The organism is Rhizobium sp. BK181 (assembly GCF_014193305.1).
Classification (GTDB): domain Bacteria; phylum Pseudomonadota; class Alphaproteobacteria; order Rhizobiales; family Rhizobiaceae; genus Rhizobium.
In genome coordinates this window covers 1-18,211 of the sequence record NZ_JACHZA010000009.1, presented here as the reverse complement: position 1 = coordinate 18,211, position 18,211 = coordinate 1, and the positions used below count along the sequence as shown (strand labels likewise).

18 protein-coding genes are annotated in these 18,211 nt (G+C 61.2%); 5 read left to right on the top strand and 13 right to left on the bottom strand.

The window, feature by feature from the left end; genetic code table 11:
• Window positions 1–90: 90 nt before the first annotated feature.
• The 6 genes from FHT77_RS19615 to FHT77_RS19590 all read right to left on the bottom strand — a co-directional run bounded on the left by FHT77_RS19615 (window position 91) and on the right by FHT77_RS19590 (window position 6,170).
• Window positions 91–411, bottom strand: coding sequence for a putative quinol monooxygenase (locus tag FHT77_RS19615; protein ID WP_183756595.1), 321 nt, complete (start codon window positions 409–411; stop codon window positions 91–93).
• A 4-nt stretch (window positions 412–415) separates the two neighbouring features.
• Window positions 416–1,351 (bottom strand): ABC transporter permease, encoded by a 936-nt coding sequence (locus FHT77_RS19610; protein ID WP_183756594.1) that lies wholly within the window; start codon window positions 1,349–1,351, stop codon window positions 416–418.
• Entirely contained in the window at window positions 1,344–2,918 is a 1,575-nt protein-coding gene (locus FHT77_RS19605) for a sugar ABC transporter ATP-binding protein (protein ID WP_183756593.1), read from the bottom strand. Before FHT77_RS19605 ends, FHT77_RS19610 begins: the two co-directional genes overlap by 8 nt.
• Window positions 2,915–4,081 (bottom strand): Gfo/Idh/MocA family protein, encoded by a 1,167-nt coding sequence (locus FHT77_RS19600; RefSeq protein WP_183756592.1) that lies wholly within the window; start codon window positions 4,079–4,081, stop codon window positions 2,915–2,917. Before FHT77_RS19600 ends, FHT77_RS19605 begins: the two co-directional genes overlap by 4 nt.
• A 110-nt stretch (window positions 4,082–4,191) precedes the next feature.
• Complete coding sequence (locus FHT77_RS19595; RefSeq protein WP_183756591.1) at window positions 4,192–5,313, bottom strand: substrate-binding domain-containing protein; 1,122 nt, start codon at window positions 5,311–5,313, stop codon at window positions 4,192–4,194.
• A 44-nt stretch (window positions 5,314–5,357) separates the two neighbouring features.
• Window positions 5,358–6,170 carry a sugar phosphate isomerase/epimerase gene (locus FHT77_RS19590; protein ID WP_183756590.1) on the bottom strand — a complete coding sequence of 271 codons (813 nt, stop codon included), beginning with the start codon at window positions 6,168–6,170 and terminating at the stop codon, window positions 5,358–5,360.
• 191 nt (window positions 6,171–6,361) lie between these two features.
• Between FHT77_RS19590 and FHT77_RS19585 the strand changes: the two genes are divergently transcribed.
• Window positions 6,362–7,714 carry an ROK family protein gene (locus FHT77_RS19585; RefSeq protein WP_183756589.1) on the top strand — a complete coding sequence of 451 codons (1,353 nt, stop codon included), beginning with the start codon at window positions 6,362–6,364 and terminating at the stop codon, window positions 7,712–7,714.
• 11 nt (window positions 7,715–7,725) lie between these two features.
• The gene (locus tag FHT77_RS19580) at window positions 7,726–8,757 is read left to right on the top strand and encodes a substrate-binding domain-containing protein (RefSeq protein ID WP_183756588.1); all 1,032 of its coding nucleotides are present in this window, start codon (window positions 7,726–7,728) and stop codon (window positions 8,755–8,757) included.
• A gap of 367 nt (window positions 8,758–9,124) precedes the next feature.
• On the opposite strand, the gene FHT77_RS19575 is transcribed toward FHT77_RS19580, so the two are convergent.
• The 3 genes from FHT77_RS19575 to FHT77_RS19565 are packed head-to-tail and all read right to left on the bottom strand — an operon-like array spanning window position 9,125 to window position 10,531.
• A complete protein-coding gene (locus FHT77_RS19575) occupies window positions 9,125–9,550 on the bottom strand; it encodes an MEDS domain-containing protein (protein ID WP_183756587.1) in 426 nt (141 codons plus the stop codon).
• The gene (locus FHT77_RS19570) at window positions 9,547–9,771 is read right to left on the bottom strand and encodes a hypothetical protein (RefSeq protein ID WP_183756586.1); all 225 of its coding nucleotides are present in this window, start codon (window positions 9,769–9,771) and stop codon (window positions 9,547–9,549) included. Before FHT77_RS19570 ends, FHT77_RS19575 begins: the two co-directional genes overlap by 4 nt.
• Before the next feature lies 1 nt (window position 9,772).
• Window positions 9,773–10,531 carry a GAF domain-containing protein gene (locus FHT77_RS19565; RefSeq protein ID WP_183756585.1) on the bottom strand — a complete coding sequence of 253 codons (759 nt, stop codon included), beginning with the start codon at window positions 10,529–10,531 and terminating at the stop codon, window positions 9,773–9,775.
• Window positions 10,532–10,965: 434 nt separating this feature from the next.
• Between FHT77_RS19565 and FHT77_RS19560 the strand changes: the two genes are divergently transcribed.
• The 3 genes from FHT77_RS19560 to FHT77_RS19550 all read left to right on the top strand — a co-directional run bounded on the left by FHT77_RS19560 (window position 10,966) and on the right by FHT77_RS19550 (window position 14,072).
• On the top strand, window positions 10,966–12,669 hold the full coding sequence (locus FHT77_RS19560) for an ATP-binding protein (protein WP_183756584.1): 1,704 nt from the start codon (window positions 10,966–10,968) through the stop codon (window positions 12,667–12,669).
• A gap of 7 nt (window positions 12,670–12,676) precedes the next feature.
• Window positions 12,677–13,294: a response regulator transcription factor gene (locus FHT77_RS19555; protein WP_183756583.1), complete on the top strand. Its 618-nt coding sequence runs from the start codon at window positions 12,677–12,679 to the stop codon at window positions 13,292–13,294.
• A gap of 283 nt (window positions 13,295–13,577) precedes the next feature.
• Entirely contained in the window at window positions 13,578–14,072 is a 495-nt protein-coding gene (locus FHT77_RS19550) for a hypothetical protein (RefSeq protein WP_183756582.1), read from the top strand.
• Window positions 14,073–14,799: 727 nt separating this feature from the next.
• Here FHT77_RS19550 and FHT77_RS19545 read toward each other — a convergent pair.
• From FHT77_RS19545 to FHT77_RS19530, 4 genes are all read right to left on the bottom strand, one after another.
• Window positions 14,800–15,099 (bottom strand): putative quinol monooxygenase, encoded by a 300-nt coding sequence (locus FHT77_RS19545; protein ID WP_183756581.1) that lies wholly within the window; start codon window positions 15,097–15,099, stop codon window positions 14,800–14,802.
• A gap of 73 nt (window positions 15,100–15,172) precedes the next feature.
• Window positions 15,173–16,855, bottom strand: coding sequence for a cation:proton antiporter (locus FHT77_RS19540; protein WP_183756580.1), 1,683 nt, complete (start codon window positions 16,853–16,855; stop codon window positions 15,173–15,175).
• A gap of 343 nt (window positions 16,856–17,198) precedes the next feature.
• A complete protein-coding gene (locus FHT77_RS19535) occupies window positions 17,199–17,852 on the bottom strand; it encodes a BON domain-containing protein (RefSeq protein WP_183756579.1) in 654 nt (217 codons plus the stop codon).
• A 212-nt stretch (window positions 17,853–18,064) separates the two neighbouring features.
• A complete protein-coding gene (locus tag FHT77_RS19530) occupies window positions 18,065–18,208 on the bottom strand; it encodes an Hsp20/alpha crystallin family protein (protein ID WP_246719964.1) in 144 nt (47 codons plus the stop codon).
• Window positions 18,209–18,211 lie beyond the last annotated feature (3 nt).

Here is an 18,211-nt window from a genome sequence, read left to right as displayed (position 1 = left end):
CGCACCAGCGCCGAGTTGCACAGGCGCGGCCTCGCCGTTTCGCGCCTAGACTTAGACTACAGACTAGCGATGGTCTGCCCGTGTCCCGGCTTAGACGCAGTCCGACCGACTTATTCCAGTAGCCTCCGCCAAAAGTAGCCGCCATATGTCGATCGGTTTTGCGAGCAAGCGGTCGATCTCGCTTAGCAGCGGCTTGAGGTGTTGCATTTCCATGTGCGCGTCGAGATCCGCCTGGCTCTTCCAGTTCTCGTAGAACACAAACACGCAAGGATCGCCCGCATCGACATGAAGGTTATAGTCGATGCAGCCTTGTTCGGACCGGGTAGGCTCGACCTGATTGACGAGAAGGTGCAACAGCTCATCTCGCGTTTCCGGACGGGCCGTCAGCGTTGCAATGAGCGAAACGGTCATGGTATCAGCTCCGCTTCTGGCTGAGCGCTACGGCGAGAATGATGATGCCGCCGCGGGCGATCAATTGCTGGCTGAATTCTAGCCCCATCAGGATGAGACCGTTATTGATGAGGCCGATCATCAGGGCGCCGACGATAGTGCCGATTACGGTTCCCTTGCCGCCGAAAAGGCTCGTGCCGCCAAGCACCGCCGCGGCGATGACCGAGAGTTCATCACCCTCGCCGAGCTGGAAACGACCGGACTGCAGGCGTCCCGCGTAGAGCATGCCGGCGAGCGCTGCCGCGGAGGAAGAGATGACCAGCACCCTGAACTTGATTGCCTTGGTGTCGATGCCGGAATAGCGCGCCGCCGTCTCGCCGCCGCCGGTCGCCAACACACGCCGGCCGAAGCCGGAGCGCCGCAGCGCGATGTGGCCGATGCCGCCGAGCACGGCCATCCAGAAGAGCAGTACCGGCACAGGGCCGAGATTGCCGCCGCCGAAGAGCCACGAATAGCCGGGCGACAGGATCGGCACGGCAGCCGTCGCGGAAACCCACATGGCGACGCCCTTGGCGATGCCCATCATGGCAAGCGTGGTGAGGAACGAGGGAATGCCGATGCGGGTGGTCAACCATCCGTTGAACATACCGACCGCAAGACCCGTAGCGATGCCGACACCGACCCCGGCGACCGGTCCTCCGACGGCGATCGCCATGGCAACGGTGACGGTCGAAAGGCCAGCGACCGCGCCGACCGAAAGATCGATCTCACCGGCCGAGAGCACGAAGGTCATGGCGATCGCCATGACGGCGATCATGGCCGTCTGCCGCACGATGTTGAGCAAATTGTTCGGATTGAGGAACCCCTTGTCGGCCAACGCCACCGCGAAGACGACGAAGATGACCACGAAACCAATGTAGATGATGTTCTGGCGCCAGTTGGCGAAGAAGGCGTTAGCCATTGGATACCTCTTGAACCGCAAGGGCTTTCTGGATTTCGATCTGCAGCCGCTGTTCGGCCGCCTGGAGGCGGTGCGCAAGATCATCGGGGGGCACCGCCGGGTCTTCCAGTGCCTCGCGCGCCAGATCCTGGTGCACGCGCCCCTCGGACATCACGAGAATGCGATCGCAGGCGGTCAAAAGCTCGGAAAGTTCGGATGAGATCATGATGATGCCCTTGCCGGCGGCGGCAAGCTCGCGAACCAGACGGATAATCTCGGATTTCGAACCGATATCGATGCCTGCCGTCGGCTCGTCGAGGATGAGGATGTCCGGATTGGTGGCCAACCACTTACCTATAACTACCTTCTGCTGGTTGCCGCCCGAAAGCGTCGAGACGGCGTGGTCGCGGCTCGCCGTTTTCACGCGCAGGCGCTCGATCTGCGCGTCAGTCAGGTTGTTTGCCGCCTTGGTATCAACGAGGCCACCCGTGGAAAGCCGGTCGATGACGGCGAGGATCATGTTGGAGGCAACCGAATGGGCGGGAATGATGCCCTGCGTGGCACGCGCTTCCGGCACCAGCGCGACACCCGCGGCAATCGCGTCGCCCGGCTTACGGATCGTGACGGCGCGGCCCTTGATATATATCTCGCCCTTGACGGCCGGGTCGATGCCGGCGATCACCCGCGCAAGCGACGAACGGCCCGAGCCGAGCAGTCCTGCGAGCCCCAGGATTTCGCCGCAGTGCAGCGTCAGGGAAATGTTCTTAGGCTTTTGAATGCCGCTGACATTTGCGAGTTGCAGCAGCACTTCGCCCTTGACGGCCTCGCCGCGCTCGACGTCGGAAAGCCCTTTCGAGCGTCGGCCGACGATATGCTCTATCATCGTGTCGATCGGCAATTCACTCAGCGGCGAAGTGATGACGTGGCGACCGTCGCGCAGGATCGTCGCGCGGTCGGCGATGCGAGCGATCTCGTCCATACGGTGGCTGACATAGATGATTGCCACCCCCTTCGCCTTCAGCTTGCGCAGGAAGATGAAGAGCCGCTCGACATCGGGAACGGCAAGCGCCGTCGATGGTTCGTCCAAAACCAGCACCTTGGCATCCTGCGAGATCGCCTTGGCGATCTCCGTCAACTGTTTCTGGCCGGCGCCGAGATCGCCGACCACGGCCCTCGGATCGACGAAGACGTCGAGCAGCGCGAAAATGTCCGCTGCGCGCCGCTCGGCTTCCCGGTCATCGATAAACCCCGTGCCGTCACGGCATTCGCGTGTCAGGAAGATGTTCTGGGCAACCGTCAAAGTCGGAACCAGACTCATTTCCTGGTAGTTCATCGCGATGCCGGCCGCGCGCGATGCCTCCGGCGAATGCGTCGTCAGGGGCAAGCCGCCGACCTCGATTGCGCCCTGGTCGGGGCGATGTACCCCGTTAAGCACCTTGAGGATCGTCGACTTGCCGGCGCCATTGCCGCCGAGCAGGGCATGGACCTCCCCGGGCAAGACCTCGAAGGACACGTCGTCGAGCGCGCGTACCCCTCCGAAGGCCTTGGATATGCCGGTCATGCGGACGGCAGCGGCGCTCGCAGTCATCCCACCTTCTCCCACTTTCCAGTTTCGCCGGAGCGGATGAGGGCGTCGGCGACGAGTTCCGTCAGCAGTCCGTCCTCGAAGTTCGGGCTCGGTTGCCGGTTCTTCGCAATAGCCGAGAAGAAATCGTAGCACTCGACGATCTTCGTCTCCGAATAGCCGATGCCGAGACCGGGGATTGGCCAAAGACCGTTGCCATAGGGGTGCGCCGGACCGGTATAGACGGTGCGGAAGCCTCGGGCATCCGCCGGATCGTCGGCAAACATCACCTGAAGCTCGTCGCGGCGCTCGTAGTTGAAGTGGATCGAACCCTTGGTGCCATGGATTTCCAGCGTAATGAAGTTGTTGCGGCCATAGGCGTTGCGGGTGGCTTCCAGGCTTCCGATCGCGTCGCCCTCGAATTTTAGCATCGAGACAACCTCATCGTCGACATCCACCTCGCCGCGTTCGGCGTCCGCGGCCTTCTCTGCCGCGCCGAGCTTGTCGACACCGCCCTGCTGTAGTGGCCGCGTCTTGTTGTAGGTGGTGGTGATCGCGTTGACCTCGGCGATCGGGCCGACGAGATAGTGGGCGAGATCGACGACATGGGTGGCGATGTCGCCGACCGTACCGGAGCCGGCAATCTTCTTCTGGAAGCGCCAGGAAAGGGGTGAATCGGGGTCGGCAGACCAGTCCTGCAGATAGGTGCCGCGGAAATTGAGAATACGGCCGATGCGGCCCTCCTCGATATATTTCTTCGCAAGCGCCACGGCCGGGGTCCGGCGGTAGTTGAAGGCGACCATATGGATGACGCCGGCGGCCTTTACCGCGTCATGCATCGCCCTCGCCTCCGCGACGGTGCGGGCGAGCGGCTTCTCACAGATGATGTGCTTGCCGGCTTTAGCGGCCTCAATAGCGATCTCGGCATGCACATTGTTCGGCGTGCAGATATCGACGACGTCGATATCCGGCCGGTTGACGACGGCCCGCCAGTCCGAGGACGCCTCTTCGAAGCCGTAGCGCCGACGCGCCTCGTCCGCCGTGCTGTCGGTCACGTCGACGACGACCTTGCGGTGGGGAATGGCCGGTGCGGGCCAGAAGAACATCGGCATGGAGGCGTAGGCCATGGCATGCGCCTTGCCCATGAAGCCGCCGCCAATCATGGCGACGTTCATCACTTTGGTCATCAGTTTTCTCCTGAAAGAGGTCGGCTGCAGCGAGCCACGTTCCGTCTACCGGCCGAAGCCGGATCATGTCTTTCGGCACGGGGCACCCTGGGTGCCCCGTGCCTGGTCGGTCACTGTCCGAGGCTTGACTTGATGTTGTCAGTCGCCTCGGCCGAATAAACCGCCTTCCAGCCATCGAGCAGCGTCTCACGCGTCACCGGCAGAGCCGGCAGCGCGACGAAGGCGGGCGCTTGCTTACCGAGCAGCGCATAGCCGGCAAGCTTGGCTTCGACCACGCCGGCGTCATAAGGCCGCTGTGCGCCAAGCCCCTTGACGAAACCGCCTTGGGCCATTGAGATCGCCACGTTCTCGCCGAGATCGATCGTGGTAATGACGAGATCGTCGCGGCCGGCAACGCGCGCTGCCGAGATCACGCCTTCGGCCGGCACGTCCCAGACCGCCCAGATGCCCTTGATGTTCGGGTTGGAGGTGAGGATCGCGGACGCCGCCTTCTCCGCATCACCCGAGAAGTCGGGTCCGCCGATGCCCTGCTCGGCCACGATCTTGATGTTGGGGTAGTCGGACGCGATCGTCGCCTTGAAGCCATCGTAGCGCTGCTTGGTGACGAAGAAGTCGGCAGCATGGAAGACAAGTCCGATATCACCCTCCCCCTTCAACGCCTTCGCCATGAGATGCGCAGCGGCGACGCCGTTGCCGTAGTTGTCAGCCGACACCACTGACACGTAATCCTTCCCGGCCACAAAGCCGGTCGGCACGTTATCCATGAAAACGAGCTTGGTGCCAGCCTCCGCCGCCGCCCTGTAGGCCCCGGCGGTCGCCGTCGGGTCGGTCGGGATCGATACGATTATGCTCGGCTTCTGCGCCATGATGGTCTCGATGTCGGAGACCTGCTTTTCCGGCTTGAAGCCGGCGTCGGTCACCGCAAGGACCTTGATACCCATGGCGGCGAACTGTGTCTGCAAGCCGTTGATCTGGGCGCGCGACCAGTCGTTGCCGCCGTAATGCATGACGATGGCGGCCGTCGCGTTCATCGCCTTGATCTTGGCCAGTTCCTCATCGCTCAACGTGACATCGGAGGCAGGCGACGGAGATTCTCCTGAAGGTCCCTTGGAAAGAACCGTCTTCTGAAGCTCCGCCAGCGCGGTATCCGGATCGGCAAATGCCGGTGCACCATATGCAAGAGTGAGCGCCAGCACGGCGGCCGTGCCTAACAGAGCTCGTCTTTTTATCATCACTTTCTCCTCCCAAAATGGGGCTCCCGCCCCGGTCACGACCGTCAGGCCGATTTAAGATAGGCCATGCTCGCTTTCGCTCCCTCAAGCGGATCAGGCCAGGAATCGAGTTCGGTACAAACCCAGCCGGCAAAGCCGGTCTCTCGAAGGGCCGCGATGATCCCGTCCGTCGGGATGTCGCCACGGTCGATCGGCGTGAACGCGAAGGGCTCCTTCTGGAAACCCTTAAGATGGACATAGGAGATGCGCGCTGCATGTTCGCGCACAAGCGCCGCCGGATCGCCACCGGCAGCGGCGAGATGGGCCGTGTCCGGGCAGAAGTCGATACCGGTAAGTGCAAAGATCTTGCGCACTTCCGCCGGTCCCTCGACAATTGTCGAGAGATGCGGGTGGTAGTGGGCGGCAAGACCCCGCGCTTCGGCGATCTCCTTTACCCGGTCGAGCGCTGCTGCGAGCTTGTGATAATCCGCCTCGCGGATGCCGTCGAAGCGCTTTGCACCGCCGCCGACGACGAGATGGGGTGCGCCGAGTTCGGCGGCGCGATCCGCAGCACGCACAACCCGGGCAAGCTCCTCCGGCAGGATATCGTCGAAGATGAAGTTGCCGCCGGCATAGGTCGCGACGAGCGTCAACCCATTGTCGTCAAGCAGCGTCCGCATGTCGGCTGCGCTGAAATCGAGCAGATTGCCGTCGAAGAGCTCGACGCCTTCGTAACCGGCCTTTGCGATATCGGCAAAGGCACGACGCATGTCCCCAAAGGTTCGATAGGCAAGATTGGTAACCGATGTAACGCCAACGGCGTCTCCGCCGAGGTTGCCCCAGCAATTCGCATGATAGGCGAGCTTGAATTCCGACATCGGCGCCTCCTCCCAGTGACTCTTCAACTCGTGCGACGAGTGTTACGTCGGCAAAAAATCTATGTCAACATTTTAAACACATATTAACCCAGTCTTTTGCAGATTTAATACAAAAGTTTGAAGTTGCCAGCCGAAAGCTTGCTGGCTATCACTTCAGACGAGATCGGAATCGCGGGCGAAAGGATGCGGTCATGCCAAGGATGGCATCTGTGGAGGCGGACATCCGCCCACGACGCAAGGGCCGCCCTAGCGTCTCGGAAACCGCTGCCCCGAGCCTCGTGGACATTCTTAATCTCGTGAGGACCGGTCGCGCGACGACCCGCCAGGAGATCGAACGGCAAAGCGAACTCGGCCGTGCCGTGGTAGCGGACCGGCTCGCCACGCTCGGCGAGCTCGGACTGGTCGACGAAAGCGAGCTCGCCACCGCCACCGGAGGCCGGGCGCCGCGCCTCGTGCGGTTTTCCGGGGATCGCGGACGCATTCTCGTCGCCACGCTCGATCAGACCGCACTCGGCGTCGGCGTTGCCGATCTTTCCGGCTCGCTGCTGATGGAGCATCACGAGACAACCGAATTCGCTCAGCCGGCGTCGGCCCTTGCAGAACGGCTGGTGACGCTGTTCCGCTGGATTCTTGAGCGGCAGTCAAATCCTCGGCTCTACGGCATTTCCATTTCCGTACCCGGCGCCGTCTCCGACGGCGGCGAGACACTTTTCCAGCGTGCCACACCGGGTGTCCTTCCGGGTTGGGAGAGCTTTCCGCTGGTGGAAACGCTGGTCGCCGCCTTCAACGCTCCAGTCTGGCTTCGCTCCAGCGTCGAAACAATGACGATGGGCGAACTCCACGCCGGTGCCGGACGCAATCAACGCACGATGCTTTTGGTCAAGGTCGGCAAACGCATCGGCGCCGGGTTGGCAAGCGACGGAACGCTGTTTCGCGGCGCGCAGGGTACCGTCGGCCTCATCGGTTCGGTACCGGTGACGCTAGGCGACAGGGCCGGCACCCTTGAGGCGATGGCGGGATCGGACCACATCGCCCAGGACGGCAGGCTTGCGGCGGAGAGCGGAGCGAGCCCAGTCCTCGCCGAGCTTGTTCGGCGGGGCGGCGATATCACGGCGCTCGAAGTCGCCCAAGCCGCCCAAATGGGCGATGCGGCTGCAATCGAGATCCTGTCGCAGAGTGGCCGGCTGATCGGCCAGGTGGTGGCGACGCTCGCCAACATGCTGAACCCGGCGCTCATCGTGCTGTCCGGTTCGATCGCCCAGACCAATGACATTCTTCTCGCCTCCGCGCGGGAGGCGATCTACGGTGCCTGCCATCCGCTCGTCAGCCGCGATCTGCAGATCATCCGCTCACAGATGGGCAGCTCGTCGGGGCTTGTCGGGGCCGCCATCGTCGCGACCGAAGGCCTCTTCGCGGCACCGATGCTGCGAGACTGGATCATGTCGGGCCAGCCCCAAACGCATCCGCTTTTCCAGCAGATGAAAACCGAGATCGCCCAGCGGAAGATCATCAAGGGAGACAGTGTCCGTCCGCCGGACATGTGAGGAGGATTTGAATGGCGATTACCGGTCTTGGACCTCACGGCGAACGCGCCTCGGCACCCGAGCGCGTGCTGCTCCTGCCCGAAGACATGGAGCGGGCGCGGGCAAGCGGCTTGCGCGTCGCAATCGTGCTGCACACGCTTGAGAGCGACTGGGCCAAGCAGCAGCTTTCGGGCATCGTCGGCACGCTCGGCAATTGCGGGGTCGCGGTGATCGACGTGGTCGATTGCGCTTTCGACCCGGAGGCGCAGATAGAGGCCCTGGAGCGCCTGATCCTTGAGGCACCGGATGCAATCATATCGCTGCCCGTCGCCAACTCGAAAGTCGCGGCACCGCATGCGCGCGTTTCAGCGGCCGGCATCAAGCTCGTCCTGCTCGATAACGTGCCGACCGGCCTGCTTCCAGGCAAGGACTATGTCTCGCTGATCTCGGCGGACAATTTCGGCCTCGGAAAGATCGCGGCGGAAGGATTGTCACCGCATCTGCCCGAGGGCGCCGAGGTGGGCGTGCTCGGCTATGACGCCGATTTCTTCGCAACCAACGAACGCGAGATCGCCTTCGTGAAATGGATGCAGGTCAACCGCCCGGATGTTTCGCTGCACGTACGGCGTTTTCCGGCGCTATCAGCGGTCGCAGCAACCACGCGGGCGCTTGCCGAAACCCATCCCGAACTTGCCGGCCTATTTGTCGTATGGGACACGCCGGCAATGACTGCCGCCCGGATTCTCGAAGTGATGGGCCGCAAGATTTCGATGGCGACGGTGGATCTTGGCCAGGAGGCCACAATCGGCCTTGCGGCCAACGAGCCGCTTGTGGCGATTGCCGCCCAGCAGCCGTTCCGGCAAGGCGAAACCGCTGCTTCCATCACCGTCACCGCCCTGCTCGACCGCCTCGCCCCGGCCTGGGTTGCCCTTCCAGGCCTCGCCGTGACGGCGCGCAATGTCGTGGAGAGCTTTCAAACCGTATGGCGCATGCCTGCGCCACATGAAGTTCTCCGCAAGCTCAGTCTGGTCGGCCTGAAGAGATCGGACCGGCCCCTGCCTTGAGAACAGAAACCCTTTAAAGGCGCAGTTCTTGTGAAGGAGCAATATTTAAGCGATGTCGAAAGCTCTGCGCGTGGTGGCGCCGGGAAAGCCAGGCTGCTGGCTATGGATCGGCCCGTTAGAGAGGCACGTGCGCGATCGGCTCGTCCCGCGTACCGACGAAAGCCCCGGTTTCAAAACGCCTTGGATGGTTTCGCCTCACCGAAAGGCGGCCTTGAGCCAACCTTTCCTGAAACGCCCATTTGTCCTGAACCCTCAGGTTGGAGCCGATTATTGCATCGCCTTCATTTCCGAGGCGGGGATCGAAACGTGAGCCGATCGCCTTGGCAATATGCCGCTATGCCGGTAAAGGCGTGGTGCAGCCGTCGGCCTATGCCCGATAGGATCGAGTCGGTCCGGTTCGCGACTGGACCTCGCGAATGAAATCCTGCGGGCGCGTGAAGAAACTGTTCTCGACGAGGACGCCGCCGATGATCACCATCGGATGCGTACGAAGAATATCGATGGCATGCGGCGCCGTCAGCAGATTGGCATCGAAGGTACAGATTACCGGGTCGTCGTAATTCGACAGCACGCTATTGAGGCGCATCTCGTACTCCACCCATTCATTGCTACTCTTCCAGTCGTCTACTGCCGCTTCGGCATGCGCGACCATCCGCGTCAAGGGGAACCCGAGACCGGCTCCGGCCTTCAGGGCCTCCTGGATGAGGACGAGCATGGCATCCTTGTTGAAGCGCCCGGTCCTGAGATAGGTATCCTCTGGCACCGCTACTTCGAGTTGCCGGCTCTTCCTCACCTTCTCGACGTCGATACCGGGTTGCGCAACCGCTGAAAGTGATCCTCCTTGTGGTGATCGGGGAGGACGTGATAGGCGCGCTGGCCGCAGTTGATGCCGTCGCAAACAAATGGAAGCAACGTATGGTATTCTTCCGCCGCCGAGTTGAAGAACGCACAGACATGCCGGTCGCCGCGCAGCATGGTTCCGCCAAAGGGAATGGGCTGGGGCGTCGACTTCATATCAGTCTCCCGGATCTGATCTTGTATTATTATGCTGGTTTGGCACCACGCTCTTTTGTTGCTCCAGGCTGTCCGCGATCTGGAGGGCAAGCCGATCAAGCGGAGCATGATCGAACTCGCTCTCTACCTGCGCTTTGCGAAAGTGCGTCGAGAGCATGCCCCAGAGACGGCCATTGCTGCTGATCAGCGGGGTCGATTGCACGGCAGCAATGCCGTCGGCGCTCATCATGTCGAGCTCAACAGTGCCCACAAACAGGTAACTCGTCGAGACGTCTTCGACAAACACACGCATGCGCCTCGTGAGCGCCGCAGCGCAAGTGGTGTTGGTGTCGCGACGCACGATGCTGAAAAAGCTCTCGGCTTTGCTGGAGAAACCGCGGCTGGCAACAAGTTTAAGGCAGTCGGTACTTTCGTCAAAGCGTTGCAGAGTGCCCATGTCGGCGCCCGTTATGGCGATCGCGATATCTAGAGCCGGGAATAGGTCCAGACCAAGACTCCTGGAGTTTTTTAGCCGCTGTAGGGCCACGTCAATGTTTTGCCCAACCGCGCCGTCGAGGGGCTCCTTGAGTTTTGCCACCGTCGTGCCTCCGAGAGCTCCGCTGCGTGCGGCCGAGCAAGGCCGAAAATGTAAAGGGGGATTGCCGCCTAAGCCATTAAGTAATTTTTCGTAATTGTCATGGTCGTGGTGAACCGCCATGAAAATCTGACGGTCCGTGCGTGTGCTCGACTTCTGCTCTGCCGCGCCTTCTGCGAAGAGCATTTCCCCGTTGTGCGCAATGCCCAAAGGCCACATGAATTCCGGCGTCGGCCGTGCGGAGCATCTGAACGGCTATGGTTTCAGCTCTCATAACTCGCAGCATTTAAGCTTTCCAACGGTTGACGAAGGGCTGAAAGCCTCACCACGGCCCGTAGTTCCTATGTCGAGCCACCCATGCCCTTAGAATTAAATGCGTTGGGCAATCGAGGCAGGTGATATATAGTCCGGCCAGGAAGCGGTGGCTGCGCGGCCTATACATGGTGTGAACTTTTCTTAGCAAACATTGGAAATTGCACCTTCGGCCTGTGTGAACGTTCCGCAACAGCGAAAGGCTCTTCGCTACCCGGCAACTTCGGAGGTCATTCTTGCCGCTCTGCTTCGGCGTTATGGACAAGCGCTGAAGGTTCGATACGCGTCCTGTATTTGGATCAGGCGACATGCTCAGGGTCGACGAGCTTTTCGAACCGCAAGAGCTAAGGCATTGCATCCGCGATCTCGTCGCGCTTTCAACGCTGCCGGCAATCTGGAAAGACTACAATTCGCGGCAGATCGCCGACAGTGTCGCAGCCGCGTTGATCTCCATGCTCAACGCGGATGTCATTTACGTGGCTGCGCCGGGGCTGCGCGACGAAGCTGCGGTAGAAGTTATGCGAACGAGCCAGGCGGTGGGTGTCGAGTCGTTTGGTCGCATCGAAAGCATTCTGCGCGCTGCATGGCTCGGAACCCACGAGCAGACATTCGTGATCGACAACCCGTTTGGGAGCGGGGCATTCCATATGGCGGCGGTGCCGATGGGCTTTGGCGGCGGCGGCGGGATTGTCGCTGGTTCCGTCAACCCGCATTTTCCGAGCGAGACGCATCGACTGCTTCTCGGAATTGCCGCAAGCCACGCGACCCTCGCGATACAGCGCGGGCATGCGGAAGCGCAGCAGCGGCGTACGGCAAGTCTGATCGAGCGATCCTCCGAGTTCGTTGGTTTTGCACGTTTGGAAGGCACCGTACAGTATCTCAACAAGGCTGGCTGCGACCTGCTGGGGCTTTCCGGCATTGAGGAAGCGCGCCAGCTTAGCATCTTCGACTTCCTGGCTCCAGAGGAGCAAGCGCGCGCGCATCGCGAACTGATGCCTCTGGTAAGGGAGACCGGGCGCTGGCTCGGCGAGCTCAATTTCCGGCATTTCAAGACTGGGGAAGACATTCCCTTCCTGGTCGAATGGTTCCGCATCGACGAACTGCGCACCGGTCGCCCTATGAACATGGCAACCGTCAGCCGCGATCTGAGGGGGCAAAGAATGCTTGAAGAAAATCTTCGACGCCTCAACGAATCGCTTGAGCAGCGGGTGTCTGAACGAACATGCGAGTTGGCGGAAGCGCTCGAGCGACTGACCCTCGAAGCCAAGGAACGCGAGCGGGCGGATGTTCGCGCGCAAGAACTGCAGTTGGAGCTCCTTCATGCGTCCCGGCTGAGCGCAGCCGGGCAGATGGCCGGTGCATTGGCGCATGAATTGAACCAACCGCTGACCGCGTTCACCAACTCGGTCAACGCCGGTCGCCGGATGATGGCAAGAAGCACACATAGCGCCGACACCGTCCGGGAAGTGCTCGACGAAGCCGCAGACCAGGCGCTGCGCGCTGGTGAGATCATTCGGCGTCTGCGAGAGTTTGTCACGCGTGGCGAGACGGAAATGCGGATTGAAAAACTCCCCGACTTGATTTGCGAAGCCAGCGATCTCGCTTCAGTGGGAGCCGGAGCACACGACGTGCGGACCCGGCTGAGCTTCGATCCGCGCGCCGATGCGGTGTTAGGAAACCGAATTCAACTTCAGCAGGTCATGCTCAACCTGATCCGCAACGCTCATGAGGCGTTGGCAGAGAGTGAGCAGCGCGAGTTGGACGTGGCCACGTCGCGGCTCGATCATGAGTCGATCGAGATCACGGTGGCAGATCGTGGCTCTGGCCTGGCGGACGACATTGTCGAACACCTCTTTGAGCCATTCCACACCACCAAAAGCAACGGCATGGGATTGGGGCTGTCGATCTGCCGCACGATCGTCGAGGCCCACGGCGGCAAGTTGCGATACGAGCCGAACGCAGGCGGCGGCGCAATCTTTCGCGTGACCCTGCCTGTCCCGCAGGAGCGATGAGACGAAGATGACCACCGCCCCGTTCGTTTACGTTGTTGATGACGACCCTGCGATCCGCCGGTCGCTGGAGCGCCTACTGGAGGCGGTTGGTTTCCGGGTGGTCTCGTATGCCACGCCCGCGGGATTCCTCGGCGTTGCGGACGACTTGGCCATGGGCTGTGTTCTGCTGGATCTTCGCATGCCGGAGATGGACGGCTTCGAGGTTCAGGCTCGCCTTCTGCTGATAAACCCGGACTTGCCCGTCATCGTGATAACCGCTCAAGGCGACGTGCAGACTGCGGTCCGTGCGATGAAGGCGGGAGCAGTCGACTTCATTGAGAAGCCCTACAGTGACGATGTCCTGGTAGCGGCGATTGAGTCGGCGCTGAAGACCGGCGCGGCCACGGGTCGAGCCGACGATATATCTGCGGCGGCCTTGCTGATCGATACGCTCAGTCCACGCGAGCGAGAGGTTCTCGAGGCACTGGTGGCCGGGCAGCCAAACAAGGTCATCGCCTTCAGTCTCGGCATCAGTGTGCGCACGGTCGAGGTTCACCGCTCGCACATGATGGACCGTTTGGGCGTGCGTCAACTCGGCCAAGCGGAACGGCTTTCAGTTCTTGCGAGCCTTGCTCAGGCGGGATGAGCACATATTTGCGGTGCGGGTGTCGTCCGCACGAGCACAACATCATCCTCGCTACGCTCATGCACACGCGCCTCACTGCTTATGCTTTGTACAGGCCTGGAAAGTCTTCCCGCTCGGTCGCTAGAATATGGTGTCTGACTTTGCCCCCTCGTTTGAGGCGCCAACGATACTACCCAACAGTTCATCGTGGCCTTGCCGTTACGGATTTGTAAGTTTGATTCCGCCGGCTCCTCGCCTATTTTCATTGGCTGTAACAACTATATGCACAAGGACAACGTAGCCTATGAGCTTTCTTCCCCGCGTGACCGAACTGACCCGGGAATTCGTGTCCAGGCAGTTCGATGATTTGGGTCCCGATGCATGCATGGAGGAGATCGTGGCGTGCCTGACCCGGGAAAACCCGGAGTTTCTGGAGATGGCACGCAAGTGCGCATCCGACTTCAGGGACGCGTCGCGGATCATGGTCGGCTTCGGCATGTTTTACCAGCTGCTGACCCTGCAATCCGCCGATGGCAACGATCATTCAGTCATGCATGCCCTGCCGAGCGTGACGGCACAGACGCGTGACGCGCTGGTGCGCGACATCGATGAGGAGGGCGTCGAAGCATTCACGGTCAGAGCGATTGGTGATATGGAACGCACCAACCCAGAGCTGATGCAAATGGCCCATGCTTTCGCCTCGCGCCACGAGGACTACTTGCGCTTGATGCAGGGCTTTGCCCTGCTCTACAAATCCCTCATCGTTCAGGCTGCGGCCGACCGCAAATATCTGCACTGACGATCTCGGCGCGGAGAAAAGTGTGCCCGGTCAGATCGGTCGTGCCTGTTTCATCTCGAAGCTCTCACGGCAAGATGCACCCGTTTAAGCGCTGCAAATGAGTCCGTAATCAGACACTGCGGAGGCCCGGCCAGGCTCGGGGAGGATGCGGCGGCGCATCGCCTGGCCGGGCCGTGCAGCGGGCGTCTGCACGATTGCAACCCAACCGGGAGGACGCTCCCGGCCTTGATGATCATCAGTTTTACCTGAGCAAGACCGCATTCAAAACAATCTGCCTGTGTCTTACCGAGCCGGCTTCAGTGCACGGGGGCCAGCGCATCCATCGCGACCTGGATCGAGGCAGCGAGCTCCGGCGCCGAGAAGCCGCCCTGGGTTCGTGAGGCGGTGGTCGACATTCAAAGTCGCCATGGAAGAAGGATATGATCGCCGCACCGTGCTAACCGTGATAACCGTCAGTTTTTTGCGGTTCCGCCTATATCGTGGTGGGACCAGCAAGGGGCCCGCTGTCCCGTGGTCGGCGAGGCCCGTTTAGGCCGGCGCGGAGGTCTTGATCGTCAGCAAGGTCCTGACGACCCATGCATCGCGTCTCGGCGTGGCCACCGCTTGCGACCATAGCATGCGGCACCTGCGGACGGAGCGAATCGAATTCTCTGCTCTCTTGGCGTCTTGGACGGCACAAGCGTTCAGCAAGCAGCCGCTGGAGATGATATCGGTCGTCCGCGCCGCTTCACGGCAGCTTGGCTGCGAGCACATCAATCTTCTCGATCTGAGGCGGCGTGCGAAGCAATTCCCCCGCGCGCACCATCAATGCCTCGGCGACCTTTCCCGCGAGATGGGCGTCGCGGCCGGCATCGTCCGGGAATACGTCGAAGATGCCGAACGTCGCGGGACCCATCTTGATTGCGAACCAGGCTTTCGTTGCCGGTTCCGCCTCCACCAGCGGCAGGGCGCTTAAGAGGAATTCCTCGACCTTGGATTCGAAACCCGGCTTGGCTTCCAGTCGGACATAGAGCGCCTTCTTGACCATGATCATTTCCTTCAATGTTTACGTTTGTTCACTCATATTGGCAGTCATACCCTTGGGCCTCGGACCCTTCTTCTCATCCCTGGACGAGCCCCGCCCTGACCGTGTTCACGATGCGAGCCGCGTCGTCCTGCGTCTTCCCACACAGCAGCAGCGCGCGATCCGCGAGTTCGAGGCCAGCTGCGAGATTTTCCGGGAACACCGCGGTTGCGTCGAGCCGCGCCAAGTGCGCCATATCGAGATCGTCAGCGGTCGAAACGAGGGAAGCCGGCGCCGTTTCGAGCGCCTTAATCCGATGCAGGACGCGCTCCACCGTGTTGCGATGATCGAAAGTGATGACAACCAAAAGTGCTCGTTCCAGCCCCACCGCCTCGAGAATGCGATAATGTCTCGCGTCGCCGAAGACGACCTCATGAGATTGCCGGCGTGCGGCACGATACCGTGACAAATCCGTTTCAATGGCGATATAGGGGATATCCGCCGATTCCAGGACTGTTGCGACGAGGCGACCCACGCGACCGCAACCGCACAGGATGACGTGATCATGGAAGTCACCGCTTTGCGCTCGGATCGATGCTTCCGTTGCTGCGAAGCGGCGATCACGACGGCCGAAAGGCCATTCGGCCCAGTGGTTGCGCTGTATGACGAGGGGGGCGAGCCCCATCGTAAGGGCAAGCGCTATCAGCATCGGCTGGCCCAATTCAGGCGAGACGATGCCGGACTGGAGAGCAAGCGCCATGAGGAGCAATCCGAACTCGCCGCCATGCGCGAGAATGACAGCGGCCCTCGCCGATGCCTCCCGGTGCACCCCGGTAATGAGGCCGGTCGCGAAAGCCAAGAGCGCCTTTGCGGGAACGAACACGAGCACCCAAAGGATGATCGAGCCTGGAAAGCTCGTTATGGCCGACAAATCGATACCCATCCCCACGGTAATGAAGAACAGGCCCACCAAAACGTCGCGGAATGGCCGGATGTCTTCCTCTACACGATGGCGAAATTCGCTCTCGCCAATGACCATGCCGGCGACAAAGGCTCCGATCGGCGGGGCCAGCCCTGCAAGATGGACGACATAGGCGGTGCCGAGGGCAGTCATTAGCACCCACAAAAGGAAGAGGTCGGCGGAACGGGACTTGAGTACCCACGAGAATCCAAGGCGGATCAATGGCCGCGCGATGACGGCTGCGGCGAGAAGAGCCGCGGTCGCAACCGCCATCTGCTTTAGAATTGCCATGGGAGCCAGGGTTCCGTCCTTGGACCACGCGTCCGCCAGGATGAGCAGCGGGAGTGTTGCCAGGTCTTGGAAAAGCAATATTCCGAGCGCGAGCCGCCCGTGCCGACTGGTGATTTCACCCTGCTCAGCGAGTTGCTTCAGGGCGATGGCTGTCGACGACATGGCAATGGCGCCGCCCATGATGATTGCCGGTTGTACCGCCACGCCGATCAGGAAAAGCCCCATCGCCACGAGAGCCATCGTCATGCCCACCTGCAGGCTGCCGGCGCCAAGCACATCCCAGCGCGCGCCGAGAACTGTTGGAATCGAGAATTCGAGGCCGACCATGAACATCAGAAAGATCAGGCCGAGTTCCGCCAGAAACTGCGTATCCTGCGCGGAGCCGATCAGGTTGAAGCCGTGCGGCCCGAGCGCTACGCCGACGAGCAGGTAGCCCGTGGCCGCGGGCATCCTGAACGCGCTAAAGAAACCGACCGCGAGTCCCGACGCGGCGAGCAGGATTAGTGTTCGGGCCAGCAAATCGTGCATTGCTATCTCGGCGCTCTGCCACGGACATGGTCCGGCGACTGGGGATCAGGTGGGGATTTAGCCTCGACACATTGACGGCCATCCGAGGCGTCTGTGTGAGGATCACCCATTTCATGGGAATCTTGTCGTGCAGATGTCTGCGGGCGGCCGAGATACATGGGAATCCACGAAGGGGGATCACTCGCGGGAAACGACCCTATGCTGGCCAGTTCAATCTGGTCTGGATCCATCGTCTCGGGCAGATGCGGTTCGGGGTCCCGTTTACGGCGCACGCCACAAGCTCCTCTATCAGGGGATGCCAGCCGGGCCAGTAGAAAGCGCGGCTGGCATCAACGTTGATTGATCACGGTGAGATGGTTATGCGGTTGTCAACCTTGGTGACGCCGGGCGCCCGCCAGGCCGCACGCTCCGCCTCCTGCCGTTCCGCCCAGGTGCGCACGGAGCCCGTCAGGGTCACTTCGCCGCCGCTGGCGGTCACTGTCACGCGGTTCGCGTCGACCTCGACCATTCGCTTCAGCGCCGCCTCGATCTGGGACTTGACTTCCGTTGGCGTGACGCGCGGCTTTAGCGTCACCAGGTTCGAGATACCCTTGACACCCTTGACCTTTCGCACGGCCGCTTCAGCGCGGTTGCGTTGATATTCCCACTCGGCACTGCCTTCGAGGGTTACCCAACCGTCCTTGACGACGACCTTGAAGTTTTCGTGGGAGTAGGGAAGCTCGAACTTGAGTGCCTCCACGGCAGCGCGTGCGATCTCCGGATCGGGTTTTTCGTGAAGCGACGGCAGTCGAACCTCGATGTCGTTGGCGACACCGAGAACACCCTTGACCCGCTTGGTTGCTTTCTCGGCCTCATATTTCTGGGCGAAGCTGCGCACAAAGCCGCTGAGCGTGACGACCCCACTTTTCACCGCCACTCCGATGTCAGAGGCATCTATGTCCGGATCCCATTTGAGTTCGCTTTCCACATCACGTTTGATGTCGCTATCTGTTGTCATGTCGCGATCCTCCGTATTGAGTGATTAGGCTACGCTGAAGGTGGTTTTGCCTGCGCAGCATTACGAAGCTAGCTCACATGTGCAGCCTCCGACTTGACAGCTATCAGTTTTGGTTGGGAAGACTTCACGGGCGTTAGCCGGAGCAGAACTAAAAATGTCCGCAACCGGGGGACGGTTGCGGACAATATGGCGGGTTGCGAGGGGAGGACGGCTTAACCCGCCTGGACAGGAATGCGCTTTGTGTCTGCTTGCACTTCCCGTGATTTTGGAATTACGAGCGTTAACACACCATTTTTGAACGTGGCCGTAGCCGCATCGGGGTCGATTCCGTCGGGAAGAGGCACGGTACGCTCCATCGC

Excerpts from the sequence above, each read along its gene's own strand:
- FHT77_RS19610 (WP_183756594.1), bottom strand. The coding sequence starts at position 1,351 with ATGGCTAACGCCTTCTTCGCCAACTGGCGCCAGAACATCATCTACATT.
- FHT77_RS19550 (WP_183756582.1), top strand. The coding sequence starts at position 13,578 with ATGAGCTTTCTTCCCCGCGTGACCGAACTGACCCGGGAATTCGTGTCC.
- FHT77_RS19605 (WP_183756593.1), bottom strand. The coding sequence starts at position 2,918 with ATGACTGCGAGCGCCGCTGCCGTCCGCATGACCGGCATATCCAAGGCC.
- FHT77_RS19600 (WP_183756592.1), bottom strand. The coding sequence starts at position 4,081 with ATGACCAAAGTGATGAACGTCGCCATGATTGGCGGCGGCTTCATGGGC.
- FHT77_RS19595 (WP_183756591.1), bottom strand. The coding sequence starts at position 5,313 with ATGATAAAAAGACGAGCTCTGTTAGGCACGGCCGCCGTGCTGGCGCTC.
- FHT77_RS19555 (WP_183756583.1), top strand. The coding sequence starts at position 12,677 with ATGACCACCGCCCCGTTCGTTTACGTTGTTGATGACGACCCTGCGATC.
- FHT77_RS19570 (WP_183756586.1), bottom strand. The coding sequence starts at position 9,771 with ATGAAGTCGACGCCCCAGCCCATTCCCTTTGGCGGAACCATGCTGCGC.
- FHT77_RS19560 (WP_183756584.1), top strand. The coding sequence starts at position 10,966 with ATGCTCAGGGTCGACGAGCTTTTCGAACCGCAAGAGCTAAGGCATTGC.
- FHT77_RS19585 (WP_183756589.1), top strand. The coding sequence starts at position 6,362 with ATGCCAAGGATGGCATCTGTGGAGGCGGACATCCGCCCACGACGCAAG.
- FHT77_RS19615 (WP_183756595.1), bottom strand. The coding sequence starts at position 411 with ATGACCGTTTCGCTCATTGCAACGCTGACGGCCCGTCCGGAAACGCGA.
- FHT77_RS19545 (WP_183756581.1), bottom strand. The coding sequence starts at position 15,099 with ATGGTCAAGAAGGCGCTCTATGTCCGACTGGAAGCCAAGCCGGGTTTC.
- FHT77_RS19580 (WP_183756588.1), top strand. The coding sequence starts at position 7,726 with ATGGCGATTACCGGTCTTGGACCTCACGGCGAACGCGCCTCGGCACCC.
- FHT77_RS19540 (WP_183756580.1), bottom strand. The coding sequence starts at position 16,855 with ATGCACGATTTGCTGGCCCGAACACTAATCCTGCTCGCCGCGTCGGGA.
- FHT77_RS19565 (WP_183756585.1), bottom strand. The coding sequence starts at position 10,531 with ATGCTCTTCGCAGAAGGCGCGGCAGAGCAGAAGTCGAGCACACGCACG.
- FHT77_RS19590 (WP_183756590.1), bottom strand. The coding sequence starts at position 6,170 with ATGTCGGAATTCAAGCTCGCCTATCATGCGAATTGCTGGGGCAACCTC.
- FHT77_RS19535 (WP_183756579.1), bottom strand. The coding sequence starts at position 17,852 with ATGACAACAGATAGCGACATCAAACGTGATGTGGAAAGCGAACTCAAA.
- FHT77_RS19530 (WP_246719964.1), bottom strand. The coding sequence starts at position 18,208 with ATGGAGCGTACCGTGCCTCTTCCCGACGGAATCGACCCCGATGCGGCT.